Below are 16379 nucleotides of genomic sequence, written 5' to 3' on the forward strand. Positions count from 1 at the left end.
GGGGACCGGCACCGCGCCTCCTGCGTCGGTCAGTCGTCCTCGGGCGAGGCCGTGGTCGAGCCCGGCGCGACGGCGGGAGCCGCGCCCGATCGCGCGACGAGCCGACGGACGGCGGCGATCGGGATGTCGATCCAGTCAGGTCGGTTGCGGCTCTCGTAGATCGCCTCGTACACGGCCTTGTCGATCTCGAACGCGTCGAGCAGCGCGCGCTCGGCCCGGACGTCGACGCCGGACGACGCGACGTACCCGTCGACGAACGCGACCCGCGCGTCGTGCGCCCACGCCGCCGCGTCGACGCTCGGCACCTGCTGGGCGAGCGACCCCGCGACGTAGTCGAACGAGCGGAGCATGCCCGCGATGTCGCGGAGCGGCACGTCGGCGCGCGACCGCTCGGGCATCGGCCGCAGGGGCTCGCCCTCGAAGTCGAGCAGGGTCCAGCCGCGACCGGGCGCCTGGAGGGCCTGGCCGAGGTGCAGGTCGCCGTGGATGCGCTGCAGGCGCGGCCAGCGGAGGGCCGCCGCCCGGTCGTAGACGGCCAGCACGGCCGCCTCGTGCTCGGCGATCTCGGGCACCTCGCGGGCCGCCGTCGTGATGCGGCGGCGCATGCTGACGAGCGCCGCGGCGACCGTGTCGTCGTCCGACTCGACGGTGCCGAGCTGCTCGGCGAGGGTGGCGTGCACCTCGGCGACGGCGACGCCGAGGTCGCGCGCCTCGGTCGTGAAGTCGCGGTGCTCGCCGGCGGCGTCCAGGGCGACGCGCCACGCGTCCTCCGCCCCGGCGAGGAACTGCTGCGAGAAGGCGAGGTGCCCGCTGGCCGTGCCGTGGTCGCGACCCGGGTCGGGCCAGTTGCCGTGCAGCGACCCGAAGGTGGTGGGCACGCGCGTCGACCCGCCCTGCGTGAGGGCGGCCTGCGTCGTGACGTCGGGGTTGTCGCCGTGGTGCAGCACGCGGAACACCTTCGCGATGGCGTGCTCGACCGGACCGCCCTCGACGTCGAAGATGATCGAGGTGTTCGACTGCTCGCCCGACAGCACGCGCGAGCGGCGCACCGTGCCGGCGGGGACGAGCTCGGTGCCGTCGACGACGACGTCCGAGCCGTCGACGTGGACCGAGCCCGCCATGAGCCCGAAGAGGTACCTCGCGTAGGCGGGGTCGTGCGGGGCGTCGTAGAGGTAGAGGTCGTCGGCCGAGCCGATGAACGCGTGGTCGCCGCCCGGCAGGGGCGACCGGCGCGCGACGACCGGCACCTGGTAGAGCACGGGCAGGTCCGGCGCCTCGTCGATGACGAGGAGGGTGACGGCGAGCACGCCGTCCAGGTCGGCCTCGAAGGAGCCGATCACGCGGATCTGGGGGGTGCGGCCCTTGGTGGCGTACCAGCGCTGACGCGCCATCCAACCAGCAAGGCTCGGGGCGACGTCGCTCATCCTCGCAGCGTACGCCGCGGGCGTCGGCGGCGGCCCCCGGGGTGCGGCTCTCCGGCCCGCGGCGGGCTCCGCGGTGGGCGAACCGCCGACCGGCCCGTCCCGCGGCCGACTATCAAGGACTCATGAGCCCCGCCGAGCAGACCGAGATCGAGCGCAAGTACGACGTCGACGAGACCGCGGTCGTCCCCGACCTCGTCGGCACGACGCCCCGCGACCCGAGCGCCGGAGGCGCGGGTCGAGACCTGCGCGTCGCCCGCGTCGACGTCGACCCGCCCGCGCACCTCGCCGCCACGTACCACGACGCCCCGGGTCGTCCGCTCCTCGGCGGTCGGGTCACCCTCCGCCGCCGCACCGGCGGGCACGACGCCGGCTGGCACCTCAAGCTGCCGCCGACCGGCGCGGGGGCCGGGCGCCGCGAGGTGCACGCCCCGCTCGGCGAGGCCGGCGACGGCGTCCCGGCCGAGCTGCTCGAGCGGGTCGCCGACCGGCTCGACGGGCGCGACGTCGCTCCCGTGCTCGTCCTCGAGACGACGCGCACCGCGCACCGCCTCCGCGCGGCCGACGGCACCGAGCTGGCCGAGCTGGCCGACGACGCCGTCTCGGCGAGCGAGCCCGAGACCGGCACGCGCCGGTCGTGGCGCGAGTGGGAGGTCGAGCTGGCCCCGGGGCTCGACGGCGTCGACGGCGACGCGTTGCTCGAGGCGGTGGAGGCCGTGCTGCGCAGTGCCGGCGCCGTGCCGTCGAGCTCGCGCTCGAAGCTCGCCCGCGGGCTCGGCGAGGAACCGCTGCCGGGCGCCTGACCCGTCGCGCCGTCGGGCCGTCGGGCGTCGGACCCGGTGCCCGGTGCCGTGTGCCGGACGTCCGGCACCCGGCCTAGAACTGCACGACGCCCGGCACGACCTGACGGACGACGCCGTCGTCCCCGACCTCGCCGAAGAAGTAGACCGCGCCGTGCGACAGGGGCCGCTCCTCGGCGAAGCCCTCGGGCCAGCCGTCGTCGTCGACCTCGAAGAGGTACGTGAGCCCGTGCCGCACGACGGGGAGGGCGTCGAGCGGTTGCTGCAGGACCAGGTCGGGCGCGCCTCCGGCCCGCACCAGGGCGGTCGCGCCGCGGGGGGCGTCGACCTCGGCCGCGACGACGAGGGCGGCCTCGCCCAGCGACGGGAGCGCGGCGTCGACGGCGTCGCCGCGGGGAGACGGCTCGTGCAGCACGGCGCGGAGCCCGATCTCGGGCCAGTCGCTCTCGTCGCCGTACACGCTGAAGCCGCAGCGGACGAAGATCGAGCACTCGCGGTCGCCGAGCCACGGCACGTCGACGGGCGAGAGGGTCAGCAGGTAGCGGTGGCCTGACAGGAGGTCGTCGCGACCCTCGAGGCAGGCGGGCGGCGCGCCTCCGGCCCGCGACCCCACGGGGGAGGGGCCGGGCGCGACGACGAGGCGTCGGTCGGCGAGCACGGGAGCGTCCACGGGGTCATCGTAGGGGCAGACGCGTCGCCCGCGACTCCCGCGTCAGGCCCTCGACACGGCCCGTCGTTCGAGCACGTCGACGATCTTCTGCACCGTCGCCCCGTTGCGGGCCGTCACGGGCACGGGCAGCGTCCGCCACCAGGCCGCGGGCACCCGGGAGGCGAGCACGCCGTCGGGCAGCCACTGGTAGATCGCGTCGGGCGTCACGACGAGCTGTTCGTCGCCGAGGTCGACGTCGGGAGGCGCGACGCCGGCCAGCGCACCGCTCACCTGCGCGAAGGCCGTCGACCGCAGCTTCGGCGGTCGCCCCTCCCGGCGCAGGGGGTCGGCCGCGGCGAGGCGGACGAACTCGGCGCCGGCGAGGACGACGACGGCGGCGTCGACCCCGCTGACGCGGAGCACCGCCGCCCGGAGGGCCGCGACGTCGTCGGGCCCGACCGGGCCGTCGGTCGTCGCGACGAGGTTGCCGCTGTTGAGCAGCGTCGCGGGGTCGCGCCAGCCGAGGGTCGCCGCGGTCGCCCGCAGCTCGGCCATCGGCAGGCGCTTGGCCGTGCCCACGTTGACGCCGCGCCAGAGGGCGACGTGGTCGACGCCGCGCCCGACCTCAGCGCCGCGCACGCCAGCCCCGCCCACGCCAGCTCCGGCCACGACCTCGTCCGCCCGCGTCGCTCAGGCCCGGCCGAGTACGTCGAGCAGCCAGGCGATCTCGAACGCGCGCTCGCGCCACGACTCGTAGCGACCGCTGACGCCGCCGTGCCCGGCCGACATCTCGGTCTTGAGCAGCACGGGCGCGCCGACGTCGCGGAGCCGCGCCGTCCACTTGGCGGGCTCGACGTAGAGCACCCGGGTGTCGTTGAGCGAGGTCACGGCGAGGATGCGCGGGTACCGGACGCCCTCGCGCACGTTCTCGTAGGGGGAGTAGCCGCGCATGTACTCGTAGACCTCGGCGTCGTGCAGCGGGTCGCCCCACTCGTCCCACTCGATCACCGTGAGCGGCAGGTCGGGGTCGAGGATGCTCGTCAGCGCGTCGACGAACGGCACGGCCGCGACGATGCCGGCGAAGAGCTCGGGGGCGATGTTCGCGACCGCGCCCATCAGCAGTCCGCCCGCGCTGCCGCCCTCGGCGACGAGCTGCTCGGGGGTGGTCCGCCCCTCGGCGACGAGGTGGCGGGCGACGTCGACGAAGTCGGTGAAGGTGTTCGTCTTGGTCAGGGTCTTGCCCTGCTCGTACCAGGCGCGGCCCATCTCGCCGCCGCCGCGCACGTGCGCCACGGCGAACACGACGCCGCGGTCGAGCAGCGACAGCCGCGCGACGCTGAAGCCGGGGTCGATGCTGTGCTCGTACGAGCCGTAGCCGTAGAGGTGCACCGGCGCCGGGCCGTCGACCGGAACGGCGTCGCGGCGCCAGACGAGCGAGATCGGCACGCGGGTGCCGTCGGCGGCCGTGGCCCACTCGCGGGCCTGCTCGTAGTCGGCGGGGTCGTAGCCGCCGAGCACGGCCTGCTGCTTCAGCAGGCGGCGCTCGCCGTTCCGCACGTCGTAGTCGAAGACCGAGGACGGCGACACGAACGACCCGTAGCCGAAGCGTACGGTGGGCTGGCCGAACTCGGGGTTGCCGCCCGCGCCGGCGGCGAAGAGGGGCTCGTCGAACTCGACCTCGACGGCCTCGCCGTAGCCGTCGGCGCCGAGCGGCAGCACGGCGAACCGGGGCAGGGCGTCACGGCGGTACTCGACGACGAGGTGGCCGGCGAACGCGTCGACCGACTCGAGCCGGACGGAGGCGCGGTGCGGCACGACCACGCGGCGGTCGGTCGTCGAGGTGGGGTCGTCGGCCGGCACGTCGACCAGCTCGAAGTTCTCGGCCCCCTCGTTGTGCACGACGAGGAGGCGGTCGCTGCCGGCGACGATCGCGTGCTCGACGTCGTACTCGACGCCCTCCCGACGCGGCCACACGACGCGGAACTCGCCGGTCGGGTCGCTCGCGTCGAGCAGCCAGGTCTCGCTCGTGATCTTCGAGCCGACGTCGACGACGAGGTACTGGCGGCTGCGGGTCAGGCCCACGCCGATCCAGTAGCGGTCGTCGGCCTCGGTGAACACGACGACGTCGTCGCCCGTGCTGCCGACCTCGTGCCGCCAGATGGTGTCGGGTCGCCACGACTCGTCGACCGTGGGGTAGAAGACGTACCGCCCGGTCGCGTCGAAGACGGCCCCGGGCGCGGTGTCCTCCACCCGGTCGTCGAGGTCGCGGCCGGTCTCGAGGTCGCGGACGCGCAGCACGTAGCGCTCGTCGCCCGTCGTGTCGACGGCCCAGGCCAGCAGCGACCCGTCGGCCGACACGTCGAAGCTGCCGATCGAGAAGAAGTCGGTGCCCTCGGCCTCGACGTTGCCGTCGAGCAGCACCTGCTCGCCGTCGGCCGGGCGGTCGGCGGCGACCTGCGGCGGGGTCCAGTCGTCGGGCCCGCTGATCGGGGCGCGGCAGTGGATGCCGTACTGCTGCCCCTCCGCCGTGCGCGAGTAGTACCACCACGAGCCTTCCCGCACGGGCACGCCGAGGTCGGTCTCCTGCACGCGCCCCTTGATCTCCTCGAAGATCGTCTCGCGGAGCCCGGCCAGGTGCGCCGTCTCGGCCTCGGTGTGGGCGTTCTCGGCCTCGAGGTGCGCGATGACCTCGGGGTCCTCCTTGGCGCGCAGCCACTCGTAGTCGTCGACGAAGTCGTGACCGTGGTGGCGGCGGGTGACGGGCTTGCGCGGGGCGCGGGGAGCGGGGACGGAGGCCATCCGCCCAGCCTAGCCAGCGCCTCCGACGCTCAGCCGGTGGGCGGCACGGCCGTCCGGAGGCGCGGTGTCAGGCCCCGGAGTCGTCGGACGTCAGCCCCGGCGTGCGCGGCCGCTCGGGGTACTCGTCCGAGGCCACGTCGGCCTCCGCGGGGTCGGGCGCCGAGCCCAGGTCGTCGGGGTCGTCGCCGGTGCCGGCCTTCTCGGCGGCGGAGGGGGAGTGCACCCCGGGCAGGGTCGCGGTGCCGTCGACGTCCTCGCCCGCGGCGAGGCGAGCCGTCTCGAAGGCGAGGTCGTCGGTGACTCCGTCGACGTCGCCCTCGGCGGCGGAGGCGTGCGGCTCGGTCGGGGCGGTGTCGTCGGCGTGGCTCATGACGACGACGCTACGCTCACGCCTCGGGCAGCGCCGTGGGCGGGCGCAGCCCCTCGACCGTCGCCCCGAGCCGGGCCTGTCCCGGCTCGAGGTCGGCGATGGCCCGACGGTCGGAGCGGAGCCGTCGCACGCTCGCGTTGAGCCGGGCGTGCAGCTGCATGAGGTGCAGGCGGTACAGGTCGGGGTGGTCCTCGCTGTCGTCGAGGAACTCGTTGCAGGCGAGGGTCATCTCGTTGAGCACCGGGAGCGCGGCGCTCTTCGGTCGTGTGTGCCGCCGGGCCCCGCGGACGACGCCGCGCAGGGCCCCGATCGAGCGGCGGGCGTGGGCCCAGTCGGGGTCGTCCTCCGCCGCGTCGGGGCTGCGCGTCGGCACGATGCGCCGCAGCACGCGCCGGAAGTGGATCTCGGTGACGAGCTCGTTCAGCGCGGAGGCCTCGGCCCGCCGCGACTCGAGCAGGCGCACGAGCAGGTTGGCGCCGAAGGCGGCGCCGGCGCCCACGAAGGCGCCGAGGGTGACGGTGACGACGTCGGTCCAGAGCATGCGGTCAGGCTACGACGGGCCACCGACACGACGCGAGACCCGAGGCCCGAGCCGCGAGGCCCGCCGTGCGGGTCAGCGCGACGCGGCGTCGATGCGCCCCATGAGCGACCAGACGGCCCGCGACAGCTCCGGGTGCCACAGCGCCACGCCGCGGAGGAAGCGCAGCTCGTCGTCGGCGCCGCCGCCTCCGCCGACCGGCACGCCGCCGACCCCGCGGGCGTCGGCGCGCAGGGAGATGACGACCTGCTCGTCGACGGTCGGCAGGCCCGGGACGACGTCCCACGGGTCCTCGCCGCCGCGACAGCGAAGCTCGATCAGGGCGGCCAGCTCGTCGTGGGCCTCGGCGCGCAGCACCTCGAGGCTGCGCCCGGCCCCGCGGAACTCGGGCACGCCGCCGCGGAGGGCGTCGGGTGTCTCGGGCATGCGGACGAGCCTACGCGCCGCCCCCCACAGAGAAGCCCCGGCAGCACAGCCTTCCCGCGACGCCGTGGCCGCCGGCCCCGGTACCCTGCCCGCATGCCCTACCGCGTCTGCGTCACCTACCTGCTCCGCGACCGCGACGGGCGCACCGAGGTGCTGCTCGGCCGCAAGAAGACCGGCCTCGGCGTCGGGTACCACGTCGGCCTCGGCGGCAAGCTCGAGCCGGGCGAGGGGGCGGTCGAGGCGGCCCTCCGCGAGATCACGGAGGAGTCGGGCGTCGTCGTCGACCGCGCCGACCTCGACCACCGGGGCCAGCTGCTCTACCTCTTCCCGCACCGCGAGGCCTGGAGCCAGCACTCGACGGTCTTCGTCACGCGGCGCTGGACCGGCGACCCCGTCGAGACCGACGAGCTGGCACCGGCCTGGCACGACGTCGCCGCCCTCCCGCTCGACGAGATGTGGGACGACGCCCGGCGCTGGCTCCCCGACGTGCTCGCGGGCGGGCGGGTGGAGCACGTCTACTCGTTCGCCGCCGACCTCGCGACGGTCGCCGACGACCGGCCGATGACCCCCGAGGACCGGCGTCCCGTGTCCTCCGAGTTGCCGACTCCGGGACGTTCTGCCCCCGTGCGGGTGGCCCCGGGAGAGGGGGGCGCAGCCCGTCCGGGCCGTCCCTAGAGTCGGTCGGGACGAGCAGTCCGGACACCGGTCCACGACGCCGTGCGACCGAGGGACGCGTCATGACCAGCATCGCCAGCGCCGCCCGCGAGGGGTCCCGCGTCGCGGTCGCCGCGCCCCTCCGCACCCGGCCGGCCCCCGTCGCAGGCGACCGCCGGGCCCTCGCGCACCTCGTCCCGCTCCTGCTCGCGCTCGCCCTGGCAGCCCTCGTCGTCGGCGCCCTCCTCGGCGGCGCCGGCCTCGTGCTCTCGGCCGCGGGCCTCGTCACGACCCTGGCGGTCTTCGCCGCCCACGCCGTCCGTTCCTCCCGCGCCGACCGGGCCGCCGAACAGGCCCTGGCCCGGCGTCGAGGGACGGGAGAGGCGGTCGCCGCGAGCCGCTGACCAGGCTCCGTCGACCGACCGACGCGCCGAGGGCCCGGACGCACCTGCGTCCGGGCCCTCGGTCGTCCGAGCCCCGACGGGACCGGCCCGTGACCCTAGGAGGCGCGCCCGCGTCCGCCGCCCCGCCCGCCCCGGTCGTCCGACCGCCCGGTGCCCTCGGCTCCGGCTCCGCGTCGCGGCCCGGCCACCACGTCCACCGGGCGGGTGCTCATCTCCTCGGCCTCGAGGCCGCCCGCTCCGCCGAGCAGCATGTCGCCGAGCGGCTGGTCGTCGTCGACGGCGCGCTCGCCGCGCTCCAGCCGCTCCCGCTCCTCGGGCGTGATCGTGGCGATGGTGCCGGTGTCGGTCGCGACGAGCCCGTGGCGGGCGAGCACCTCGTCCCGCTCCGCGGTGAGGAACTCGCGGTTGGCCGTCTGCGCGTCGGCGAACATGGTGGTGCGGCCGGTGACGATGCGACGGATGCGTCGCGCCTCCCACCAGCGCTTGCCGACGAGCGTGAGCACGAGGCCGGCGACCGCGTACGAGACGAGCATCGTGAGGCCGCGGCCGTAGCCCGGGCCCACGTCGTAGAGCACCCGCTTGAGCATCTCGGTGATGCCGCTGCCGACGACGACCGCGTTGAGCCAGGCGAACGGCTGCGGCATGAACCAGGCCGGGTACGCGCCGCCCGAGGCGGGCATCGACAAGAAGACGAAGACGATCATCGCCGGCAGGGCGACGAAGCGGCCGACGAAGTAGCTGATGCCGTTGACGGTGAGGCCGATCGCGACGATCCAGGCCCAGCCGAGCAGCACGAGCTCGGCGAAGTGGCCCTGGACGGCGCCCACGACCGGACCGGCGAGCACGTTCGTGACCAGCGAGATGACGACGCCGCCGACGACGATCACCGTCATGCGCGTGCGGTGCCGGAGCGGCGCGCCCATCAGCCCGATGAACATCGCGACCATGTAGCCGCCGATGCACCAGGCGAGCATGAGGTAGAGCGAGACCGTCCCGTACTCGTCGTAGGCCGGCAGCGGGGCGAGGTCGGTGACCGTCGGCGTCGCGCCGCCGGCCTCGAGCACGGGCGTCAGCATCGCCGGGATCAGCGCCGACACCTGGTACTGGTGAGCGCTGGCCTTGTAGATGGTCGAGCTCGACGGGTCCCAGGCGACGGCGGCGTGGCCGGAGGTCACGGCCGACCGGGCCGCCTCGACGTCGGCGTACGACCGCACCTCGTAGACGCCCGGCTGGGCCTCCTCGAGCGCGGTGCCGAGCTGGCTCGACGACCCGACGACGGCGATCGGCACGTCGTGCGGGTGCGGGGCGTGGAAGGCGGCGATGTAGCAGAGGCAGAAGCCGACGATGAAGAACAGCGGCAGCCAGAGCTGCAGCCCGATCAGCTGCAGCGACGGGTGCAGGGTCGAGTACCAGCGGCGGAAGCGACCCGGCTGGGGCTTGACGTCGCCGACGACGCGCCCCGCGCCTCCTGCGCCCTGCTCGTCGTGCCTGCGTGCGTCGACCGTCACCGCTCCTCCTTCGTCCCGTCGGTCACGATACGCCGGGGCCGGGGGGCCGCCCGGGCTCCGGCCGCCGACGGGGCGACGCCCGTCACGACCGCGTGCTCGAGAGCGCGTTCGTGTCCATCGCGAGCTCTTCGGCGTCGAGCCCCATGAGCACCTGGCGCATGACCTCCTCGTCGAGGGCGCCCGCGTCGCGCTCGCGGAGCACCACCTCACGACGCTTGTCGAGCAGCTCGCGGCGCACCTGCCCGATCGCGCGGGGCACGGCCCGGCGGCGGTCGCGCTCGGCGCCCGTGTCGTCGCGGTCCTCCGCGTCGGAGACGGCACGGCGCTGCAGCACCTCGTTCTCGCGGACGAGCCGGGTGGTCGCTGCCTGGATCGCCCGCTCGGTGAGCTCGGGGCCGTACTGCGCCGTCCAGGCGGGACGTCGGGCCTCGACGTACTCGAGCGTCTCGCGGGTGCTGGTCGCGACGAGGGCGAGCTGGGCGGCGAGGTCGCGGTCGCGCTGCCCCGCGTCCTGCACGCCGAGCCAGCGGATGACGACGGGCAGGGTGAGGCCCTGCAGCAGCAGCGTCCCCACGGTGACGACGAAGGCGATGAGGAACATCGTGTCGCGCGCCGGCACGGGCACCCCGCTGTCGGTGACGGCCGGGATCGAGACGACGGCGGCGAGGGTCACCACGCCGCGCATGCCCGTCCACGAGATGACGCTGAGCTGCCGCCAGTCCAGCCGCGGCTGCGGGTGGTACCGGACGCGACGGAGCGCCGGCACGCGTCGCATGCCGCGCAGCAGCCGTGAGAGCAGCAGGTAGCGCAGCACGCGGGCGGCGTAGTAGCTGGCGAAGACGAACGCGGGCCGCACGAGCACGACGACGGCGAGCACGACGAAGGCCACGCCGACGCTCTGGGCGAGTCCGCGGTCGCTCTCGGCGACCTCCTGCACGACGGTTCGCAGCTGCAGGCCGATCAGCGCGAACACGAAGCCCTCGAGCAGCACGTCGGCCGCGGCCCAGAACGGCCTCTCCTGCAGGCGGGTGGCGTAGCCCGTGCGGGGCGAGTTGAAGCCGACGTAGAGGCCGGCGGCGACGACCGCGAGCACGCCCGAGCCGCTGAGCTCCTCGGCGGTGATGTAGGCGACGAACGGCAGCAGCAGGCCGAGCACGTTCTCGACGACGGGGTCGTCGACCTTCATCCGCACGCGGTGCGCGACGACGCCGAGCACGAGGCCGACCGCGACGCCGACGCCGATCGCGAGGCCGAAGATGCCGAGGTCTTGCCACACCGTGAGCGTCGCGCCGCCCACGATCGCGAGGAAGACCTTGACGAGCGTCAGCGACGCCGCGTCGTTGATCAGGCTCTCGCCCGAGAGCACCGTCATCACCTTGCGCGGCAGGCCCAGCTTGCGGCCGATGGCGGCGGCCGACACCGCGTCCGGAGGCGCGACGACGGCTCCCACGAGGACGGCGGCGGGCCACGTCATGTCCGGGATCAGCACGTAGGCGACGGCCCCGACCACGAAGGCGGTGACGACCACGGCGCCGATGCCGAGCCGCTGGATCTGCACCCGGCTCTCGCGGAAGTTCAGCAGCGACACGTCGAGCGACGCCGAGTAGAGCAGCGGCGGCAGGACCACCGTGAGGATCACCTCGCTGTCGATCTCGACGTCGGGCACCCCGGGGATGAACGAGACGGCGAGCGCCACGGCGACGGTGAGCAGCGGCGCCGGCAGGCCCTTCCAGCGGGCGAAGCCGGTGACGAGCAGCGACCCGCTCAGGATGATGAGGACCTCGGCGAGTTCCATCGGTCAGCGTCCTCGTTCCGTCGCGGGCTTCCGTGCAGTCTGTGCACCAGTCTCTCAGGCGGCGGCTCGGAGAACTCCCGATGAACGACGCTCGTCGCGCGCCTCCGCCGAGGCCGTCCCCGGCCGTCGTCTCGTAGGGTCGTCGGATGACCCCGACGAGCGACCCCGCGGGCCTCGTGCGCCGCACCTCCCACGGCGACGTGCGGGGCGTCCGAGAGCGGGGTGTGGCCGCGTGGCGCGGCGTCCCGTACGCCGCGCCTCCCACCGGTGCCCGCCGGTTCCGCGCGCCCGAGCCGCCGCGGCCCTGGCGGCACGTCCGCGACGCCTCGTGGTTCGGGCCGGCGGCCCCGCAGGACAGGGGACAGTTCGTCGGGGTCGACGCGTCGACCCCGACCGACGAGGACTGCCTCACCGTCAACGTCGTGGCGCCCGAGGGCGCGACGGCCGGCTCGCGCCTGCCGGTGCTCGTCTACGTGCACGGAGGCGCGTACAGCGTCGGGTCGTCGCGGGAGCACCCGCGGCAGGGCGAGACCCTCGTCCGCGAGTCGGGCATCGTCTACGTGAGCGTCAACTACCGCCTGGGCGGCCTCGGCTGGCTCGACCTCTCGGCCTGGTCGACGCCGGAGCGGCCCCTGGAGTCGAACCTCGGGCTTCGGGACCTCGTCGCCGCGCTCCGGTGGGTGCGCGACAACGTCGACGCGTTCGGCGGCGACCCCGACGCGGTGACCCTGTCGGGCGAGAGCTCGGGCGGCGGGGCCGTGACGACGTTGATGACCGTGCCCGCCGCCCGCGGGCTCTTCCACCGCGCGATCGCGCAGAGCGCGCCGACGAACGCCGTCTACCCGCCCGACGTGACCCGGCGCTGGGCGGGGGAGTTCCTCGAGCTGCTGAGCCGCCACGTCGGCGACGACGACCTCGAGTCGACCTCGCTCGACGGCGCGGCCGCGATGCTCGAGCGGGCGCCCGCGTCGGCGATCGTCCGCGCCACGGCCGAGCTGCAGCGGCGGACGCCCGACGAGGAGCCCGGCACCATCAGCCTGTGCCCGGTGATCGACGGCGAGTTCCTGCCCGAGCGGCCGCTCGACGCGTTCAAGGCGGGCCGGGCGCACCCGGTGCCGCTCGTCATCGGCACGAACGACCGTGAGGGCTCGGTGTTCACCGGACGCCGCGACATCCTCGCGACGAACAAGAAGCGCATCCGGGCCATCTTCGCGGCGACCCGCAAGAAGTCGCGCAAGGCCATCAAGGCGCAGTACCCGGGGCTGCCCGAGCGGCCCGCGGCGCTCGACTTCGGCGGCGACTACACGTTCTGGTTCCCGACCGTCAAGGTCGCCGAGCGGCACGCGGTGCACCAGCCGACGCGGTTCTACCGCTTCGACGCGGCCCCGCGCATCCTCCGGGTCGCGGGGGTCGACGCCTTCCACGGGCTGGAGCTCTGGGCGCTCTACGACCGGATGGACACGCCGTTCGGGTGGGCGATGAGCGCCCTGGGCGGGCGGCGCGCGTTCCTCCGCACCGCCTCCCGCATGCGCGCCCGCTGGGTGGAGTTCGTCCGCACCGGCGAGGTCGCCGACTGGCCGACCTACGACCCCCACCGGCGGCGCACGCTCATCATCGACACGGTCGACCGGGTCGAGCACGACCCGCGGGGCGAGCGCCGCCGGGCGTGGCAGGAGTTCGTGCCGCACATCTGACCGGCGCCGGGCGGCGCCGTCCACCTGCCGGACACCTCCGAGTTGACCGCCGTTCACCATCCTGCGAGTGTTGCCCGGTGGATCTCACGCTCATCGTCGTCCTGGTCATCGCCGTGGCCCTCTTCTTCGACTTCACCAACGGCTTCCACGACACGGCCAACGCCATGGCGACGCCGATCGCGACGGGGGCGATGAAGCCCAAGGTCGCGGTCACGGTGGCGGCGGTCCTCAACCTCGTGGGGGCCTTCCTCAGCACCGAGGTGGCGAAGACCGTGTCGGGCGGCATCATCCGCGAGGGCGACGGCGGGGTGCTGATCACCCCCGAGATGATCTTCGCCGGCCTCATCGGCGCCGTCGTCTGGAACATGTTCACCTGGCTGCGCGGCCTGCCGTCGAGCTCGTCTCACGCCCTCTTCGGCGGGCTGATCGGCGCGGCCGTCGTCGGCGCCGGGGTCGGCTCGGTCGACTTCTCGGTCGTGCTGTCGAAGGTCGTGCTGCCGGCGCTCCTGGCACCGCTGATCGCCGGGCTCGTCGGCTACACCGCCACGCGCCTCGCCTACACGATCACCCGCCGCCGGGACGACAAGAGCGAGCGGGGCGGCTTCCGCTACGGACAGATCTTCACCTCGTCGCTGGTCGCGCTCGCGCACGGCACGAACGACGCGCAGAAGACGATGGGCGTCATCACGCTCACCCTCATCGCGTCGGGCGCCCTCGGGGCCGGCTCGGGCCCGCCGCTCTGGGTCGTCGTCGTCTGCGCCCTCGCGATCGCGCTCGGCACGTACACCGGCGGCTGGCGCATCATCCAGACGATGGGCGGCGGCCTCACCGAGGTCAAGCCGACGCAGGGCTTCTCGGCCGAGGCGTCGACGACGGCCACCGTCCTCGCGTCCAGCCACCTCGGCTTCGCCCTCTCGACGACGCAGGTCGCGAGCGGGTCGATCATCGGCGCCGGCCTCGGCCGCCGTGGGGCGAAGATCCAGTGGGGCACGGCCGGCAAGATCGTCGCGGCCTGGTTCATCACGCTCCCGGCCTCGGCCGCGGTGGGCGCCGTCGCCGCCTTGATCGCCTCGACCGGCGCCGCGGGGCTCGTCGTCGACGCCGTCGTGGGCGTCGCCGTGATCGGCGGCATCTTCCTGCTCTCCCGGCGCCGTCCGCACGAGCAGTCGTCGGCCATGGAGGTCGACGTCGCCGCCACGAGCGTGCTGTCGCGCCGTCGGGCCCGCCGGGCCGAGCGCAAGGGTCGCGTCGACACGCCGGCGGGGGGCGTCGAGGCGCCCTTCGTCCGCCTCGACGACTCCGAGGGAGGGAACCGATGATCGACTGGTCCGCGTTCGTGGTGGTGGCGCTCGTGTCGCTGTTCTCGGCCGCCGCGCTCGTCAGCCTCTACTCGGTGGGGCTGCGCCTGCTCACGGTCGACGACCGCAGCGCCGTGCGCACGGCCGCCGGCTACGCCTGCTTCGTCGTCTGCGCGCTCGGCGTGCTGTTCGGCATCTACCTCATCGTCCCCGCGCTGCACTCCTGACCGCCGGAGGCGCGGGTCAGCGCGCCGGCACCGGCACCGACCCGGTCGGCAGCGACGACCCCTCGTACTGCGGCTCGCGCCGCGGGATGGCGAGGGCGATGAGCACGCTGACGAGCGCGACGGCCCCGCCGATCACGAAGGTCAGGCGGAAGCCCGCCTCGGTCGGCACCGAGGTGCCGGCGAACGGCATCGAGTTCGCGGTCAGCAGCACGCCGACGACCGCGGAGGCGCTCGTGGTGCCGAGCGACCGCATCAGCGTGTTGAGGCCGTTGGCGGCGGCCGTCTCGGTGGCCGGCACGGCGTGCATGATGAGGGTGGGCATCGCCGCGTAGGCGAGGCCGATGCCGACGCCGATGAGCACCGAGACGAGCACGATCTGCCATACCTGGCTGAAGGCGACGGCGGCCACGGCGTAGCTCAGCACGATGACGAGCCCGCCCGCGATGAGGCAGACCCGGGCGCCGAAGCGGGCCGTGGCGCGCGAGGCGACGGGCGCCATGAGCATCATGACGACGCCGGAGGGGGCGAGGCAGAGCGAGGCCACCATGACCGTCTGGCCGAGGCCGACGCCCGTCTCGGCGGGGAGCTCGAGCAGCTGGGGCAGCGAGACGTTGCTGCCGAAGAGGGCGAAGCCGAGGGCGACGGAGGCGAGGTTCGTCAGCAGCACGGCCGGCCGCACCGCGACGCGGAGGTCGACGAGCGGGCTCGTCACGCGCAGCTGGTAGGCGCCCCAGGCCCCGAGCACGGCGAGCCCGGCGAAGCCCGACGCGAGGGTGCCGACGCTGAGCCAGCCCCAGTCGTTGCCCTTCGACACGGCGAGCAGCACGCCGGTGAGCCCGACGGCGAGCCCGATCGCGCCGGGCAGGTCGAAGCGGCCCTCGGTGCGGAGCGTGCTGACCGGGATGAGGAGGGCCACGAGGGCGAAGACCACGACGCCGAGCAGGGCAGCCGTCCAGAAGAGCACGTGCCAGTCGAAGGTGACCGAGATCCACGCGCTGAGCGGGAGGCCGATCGCGCCGCCGAAGCCGAGCGTGGCGCTGACGAGGGCGACGGCGCCGCCGAGGCGGTCGGCCGGCAGCGTGTCGCGGAGGATGCTGATGGCCAGCGGGATGATGCCGAGCGCCGTGCCCTGCAGGGCCCGTCCGACGATCAGCGGCAGCAGGTCGGAGGTCGACGCGCAGACCACCGAGCCGACGACCAGCACGACGACGAGCGCCAGCACGACCCGGCGCTTGCCGAGCAGGTCGCCGAGCCGGCCCGCGATCGGGGTGACGATCGCGCCGGCGAGAAGGGTCGCGGTGATGATCCAGGCGGTGTCGGCAGGGTCGGCGTCGAGCAGCTCGGGGAACGACGGCACGATCGGGATCACGAGCATCTGCATCAGGGCCGCGACCATGCCCGAGAAGGCGAGCACCGCGACGACGACGCGGGGGTCGCGGGTGCGGGTGAGCCGCTCGCGGGCGCGACGATCCGACGCGAACGCGTCGGCGGAGGGGGCGGGAGTGGTCTCGCGCGGGGCGTCGGGTGTGGTCGTCATGTCGTCTCCTCGGTGGGGCGGCCCGGGGGCTCGGCGGCTCGGCGGCGGTGGTCTCGTGCAGGCGCGGTCCCGGCGCGGAGGTCCGCGCGAGCCTCTCGCTGCACACCGTGCAAGTCCGTCGTCGACGACGGCATTCCCGTCGACGGCCAGATCGCCGACGGCTGTCGATGATCTCATGCGCGCCGCCCGACCGTCGTCCGCCGTCGGTAGGCTCGACGCGGCCCACCGGCGACGCTCACGAGGCGACCCGGCAGACGAT

Annotated in this window: 16 protein-coding genes; 6 read left to right on the plus strand and 10 right to left on the minus strand. The window is 74.6% G+C overall.

Going from position 1 to position 16379, the window contains the following annotated elements:
• Positions 1–29 precede the first annotated feature (29 nt).
• Positions 30–1424 (minus strand): phosphotransferase, encoded by a 1395-nt coding sequence (locus tag EDF38_RS12565; protein WP_123355716.1) that lies wholly within the window; start codon positions 1422–1424, stop codon positions 30–32.
• A gap of 122 nt (positions 1425–1546) precedes the next feature.
• On the opposite strand from EDF38_RS12565, the gene EDF38_RS12570 reads away from it, so the two are divergent.
• A complete protein-coding gene (locus EDF38_RS12570) occupies positions 1547–2224 on the plus strand; it encodes a CYTH domain-containing protein (RefSeq protein WP_123355718.1) in 678 nt (225 codons plus the stop codon).
• A 73-nt stretch (positions 2225–2297) separates the two neighbouring features.
• Here EDF38_RS12570 and EDF38_RS12575 read toward each other — a convergent pair whose 3' ends face one another.
• The 6 genes from EDF38_RS12575 to EDF38_RS12600 form a co-directional block, all read right to left on the minus strand.
• Complete coding sequence (locus EDF38_RS12575) at positions 2298–2891, minus strand: hypothetical protein (RefSeq protein ID WP_123355720.1); 594 nt, start codon at positions 2889–2891, stop codon at positions 2298–2300.
• A gap of 42 nt (positions 2892–2933) precedes the next feature.
• The gene (locus tag EDF38_RS12580; RefSeq protein WP_158613373.1) at positions 2934–3509 is read right to left on the minus strand and encodes a DUF1697 domain-containing protein; all 576 of its coding nucleotides are present in this window, start codon (positions 3507–3509) and stop codon (positions 2934–2936) included.
• A gap of 51 nt (positions 3510–3560) precedes the next feature.
• Positions 3561–5669, minus strand: a complete 2109-nt coding sequence (locus EDF38_RS12585; RefSeq protein ID WP_123355724.1) for a S9 family peptidase — start codon at positions 5667–5669, stop codon at positions 3561–3563.
• 67 nt (positions 5670–5736) lie between these two features.
• Complete coding sequence (locus tag EDF38_RS12590; protein ID WP_123355726.1) at positions 5737–6039, minus strand: hypothetical protein; 303 nt, start codon at positions 6037–6039, stop codon at positions 5737–5739.
• A 16-nt stretch (positions 6040–6055) separates the two neighbouring features.
• Positions 6056–6580 carry a hypothetical protein gene (locus EDF38_RS12595; protein ID WP_123355728.1) on the minus strand — a complete coding sequence of 175 codons (525 nt, stop codon included), beginning with the start codon at positions 6578–6580 and terminating at the stop codon, positions 6056–6058.
• A 72-nt stretch (positions 6581–6652) separates the two neighbouring features.
• Entirely contained in the window at positions 6653–7003 is a 351-nt protein-coding gene (locus EDF38_RS12600) for a hypothetical protein (protein ID WP_123355730.1), read from the minus strand.
• Between the two features lie 93 nt (positions 7004–7096).
• On the opposite strand from EDF38_RS12600, the gene EDF38_RS12605 reads away from it, so the two are divergent.
• Positions 7097–7678 carry an 8-oxo-dGTP diphosphatase gene (locus EDF38_RS12605; RefSeq protein WP_123355732.1) on the plus strand — a complete coding sequence of 194 codons (582 nt, stop codon included), beginning with the start codon at positions 7097–7099 and terminating at the stop codon, positions 7676–7678.
• A gap of 62 nt (positions 7679–7740) precedes the next feature.
• A complete protein-coding gene (locus tag EDF38_RS12610) occupies positions 7741–8061 on the plus strand; it encodes a hypothetical protein (RefSeq protein ID WP_123355734.1) in 321 nt (106 codons plus the stop codon).
• 95 nt (positions 8062–8156) lie between these two features.
• Here the strand turns inward: EDF38_RS12610 and EDF38_RS12615 are convergent, their stop codons facing one another.
• Complete coding sequence (locus EDF38_RS12615) at positions 8157–9569, minus strand: ABC transporter permease (protein ID WP_123355736.1); 1413 nt, start codon at positions 9567–9569, stop codon at positions 8157–8159.
• 82 nt (positions 9570–9651) lie between these two features.
• The gene (locus EDF38_RS12620; RefSeq protein ID WP_123355738.1) at positions 9652–11364 is read right to left on the minus strand and encodes a sodium:proton antiporter; all 1713 of its coding nucleotides are present in this window, start codon (positions 11362–11364) and stop codon (positions 9652–9654) included.
• Positions 11365–11510: 146 nt separating this feature from the next.
• Between EDF38_RS12620 and EDF38_RS12625 the strand changes: the two genes are divergently transcribed.
• From EDF38_RS12625 to EDF38_RS12635, 3 genes are all read left to right on the plus strand, one after another.
• Complete coding sequence (locus tag EDF38_RS12625) at positions 11511–13058, plus strand: carboxylesterase/lipase family protein (RefSeq protein WP_123355740.1); 1548 nt, start codon at positions 11511–11513, stop codon at positions 13056–13058.
• Between the two features lie 77 nt (positions 13059–13135).
• Positions 13136–14377, plus strand: a complete 1242-nt coding sequence (locus tag EDF38_RS12630) for an inorganic phosphate transporter (protein WP_123355742.1) — start codon at positions 13136–13138, stop codon at positions 14375–14377.
• Positions 14374–14583 carry a hypothetical protein gene (locus EDF38_RS12635; protein WP_123355744.1) on the plus strand — a complete coding sequence of 70 codons (210 nt, stop codon included), beginning with the start codon at positions 14374–14376 and terminating at the stop codon, positions 14581–14583. Before EDF38_RS12630 ends, EDF38_RS12635 begins: the two co-directional genes overlap by 4 nt.
• Before the next feature lie 16 nt (positions 14584–14599).
• On the opposite strand, the gene EDF38_RS12640 is transcribed toward EDF38_RS12635, so the two are convergent.
• A complete protein-coding gene (locus EDF38_RS12640; RefSeq protein ID WP_123355746.1) occupies positions 14600–16120 on the minus strand; it encodes an MFS transporter in 1521 nt (506 codons plus the stop codon).
• Positions 16121–16379: the final 259 nt, after the last annotated feature.

The organism is Frigoribacterium sp. PhB160, from assembly GCF_003751785.1.
Taxonomy (GTDB): domain Bacteria; phylum Actinomycetota; class Actinomycetes; order Actinomycetales; family Microbacteriaceae; genus Frigoribacterium.

Coding starts and splice junctions, on each gene's coding strand:
- EDF38_RS12565 (WP_123355716.1), bottom strand. CDS start 1,424: ATGAGCGACGTCGCCCCGAGCCTTGCTGGTTGGATGGCGCGTCAGCGC.
- EDF38_RS12570 (WP_123355718.1), top strand. CDS start 1,547: ATGAGCCCCGCCGAGCAGACCGAGATCGAGCGCAAGTACGACGTCGAC.
- EDF38_RS12585 (WP_123355724.1), bottom strand. CDS start 5,669: ATGGCCTCCGTCCCCGCTCCCCGCGCCCCGCGCAAGCCCGTCACCCGC.
- EDF38_RS12590 (WP_123355726.1), bottom strand. CDS start 6,039: ATGAGCCACGCCGACGACACCGCCCCGACCGAGCCGCACGCCTCCGCC.
- EDF38_RS12595 (WP_123355728.1), bottom strand. CDS start 6,580: ATGCTCTGGACCGACGTCGTCACCGTCACCCTCGGCGCCTTCGTGGGC.
- EDF38_RS12600 (WP_123355730.1), bottom strand. CDS start 7,003: ATGCCCGAGACACCCGACGCCCTCCGCGGCGGCGTGCCCGAGTTCCGC.
- EDF38_RS12605 (WP_123355732.1), top strand. CDS start 7,097: ATGCCCTACCGCGTCTGCGTCACCTACCTGCTCCGCGACCGCGACGGG.
- EDF38_RS12610 (WP_123355734.1), top strand. CDS start 7,741: ATGACCAGCATCGCCAGCGCCGCCCGCGAGGGGTCCCGCGTCGCGGTC.
- EDF38_RS12620 (WP_123355738.1), bottom strand. CDS start 11,364: ATGGAACTCGCCGAGGTCCTCATCATCCTGAGCGGGTCGCTGCTCGTC.
- EDF38_RS12625 (WP_123355740.1), top strand. CDS start 11,511: ATGACCCCGACGAGCGACCCCGCGGGCCTCGTGCGCCGCACCTCCCAC.
- EDF38_RS12635 (WP_123355744.1), top strand. CDS start 14,374: ATGATCGACTGGTCCGCGTTCGTGGTGGTGGCGCTCGTGTCGCTGTTC.
- EDF38_RS12640 (WP_123355746.1), bottom strand. CDS start 16,120: ATGACGACCACACCCGACGCCCCGCGCGAGACCACTCCCGCCCCCTCC.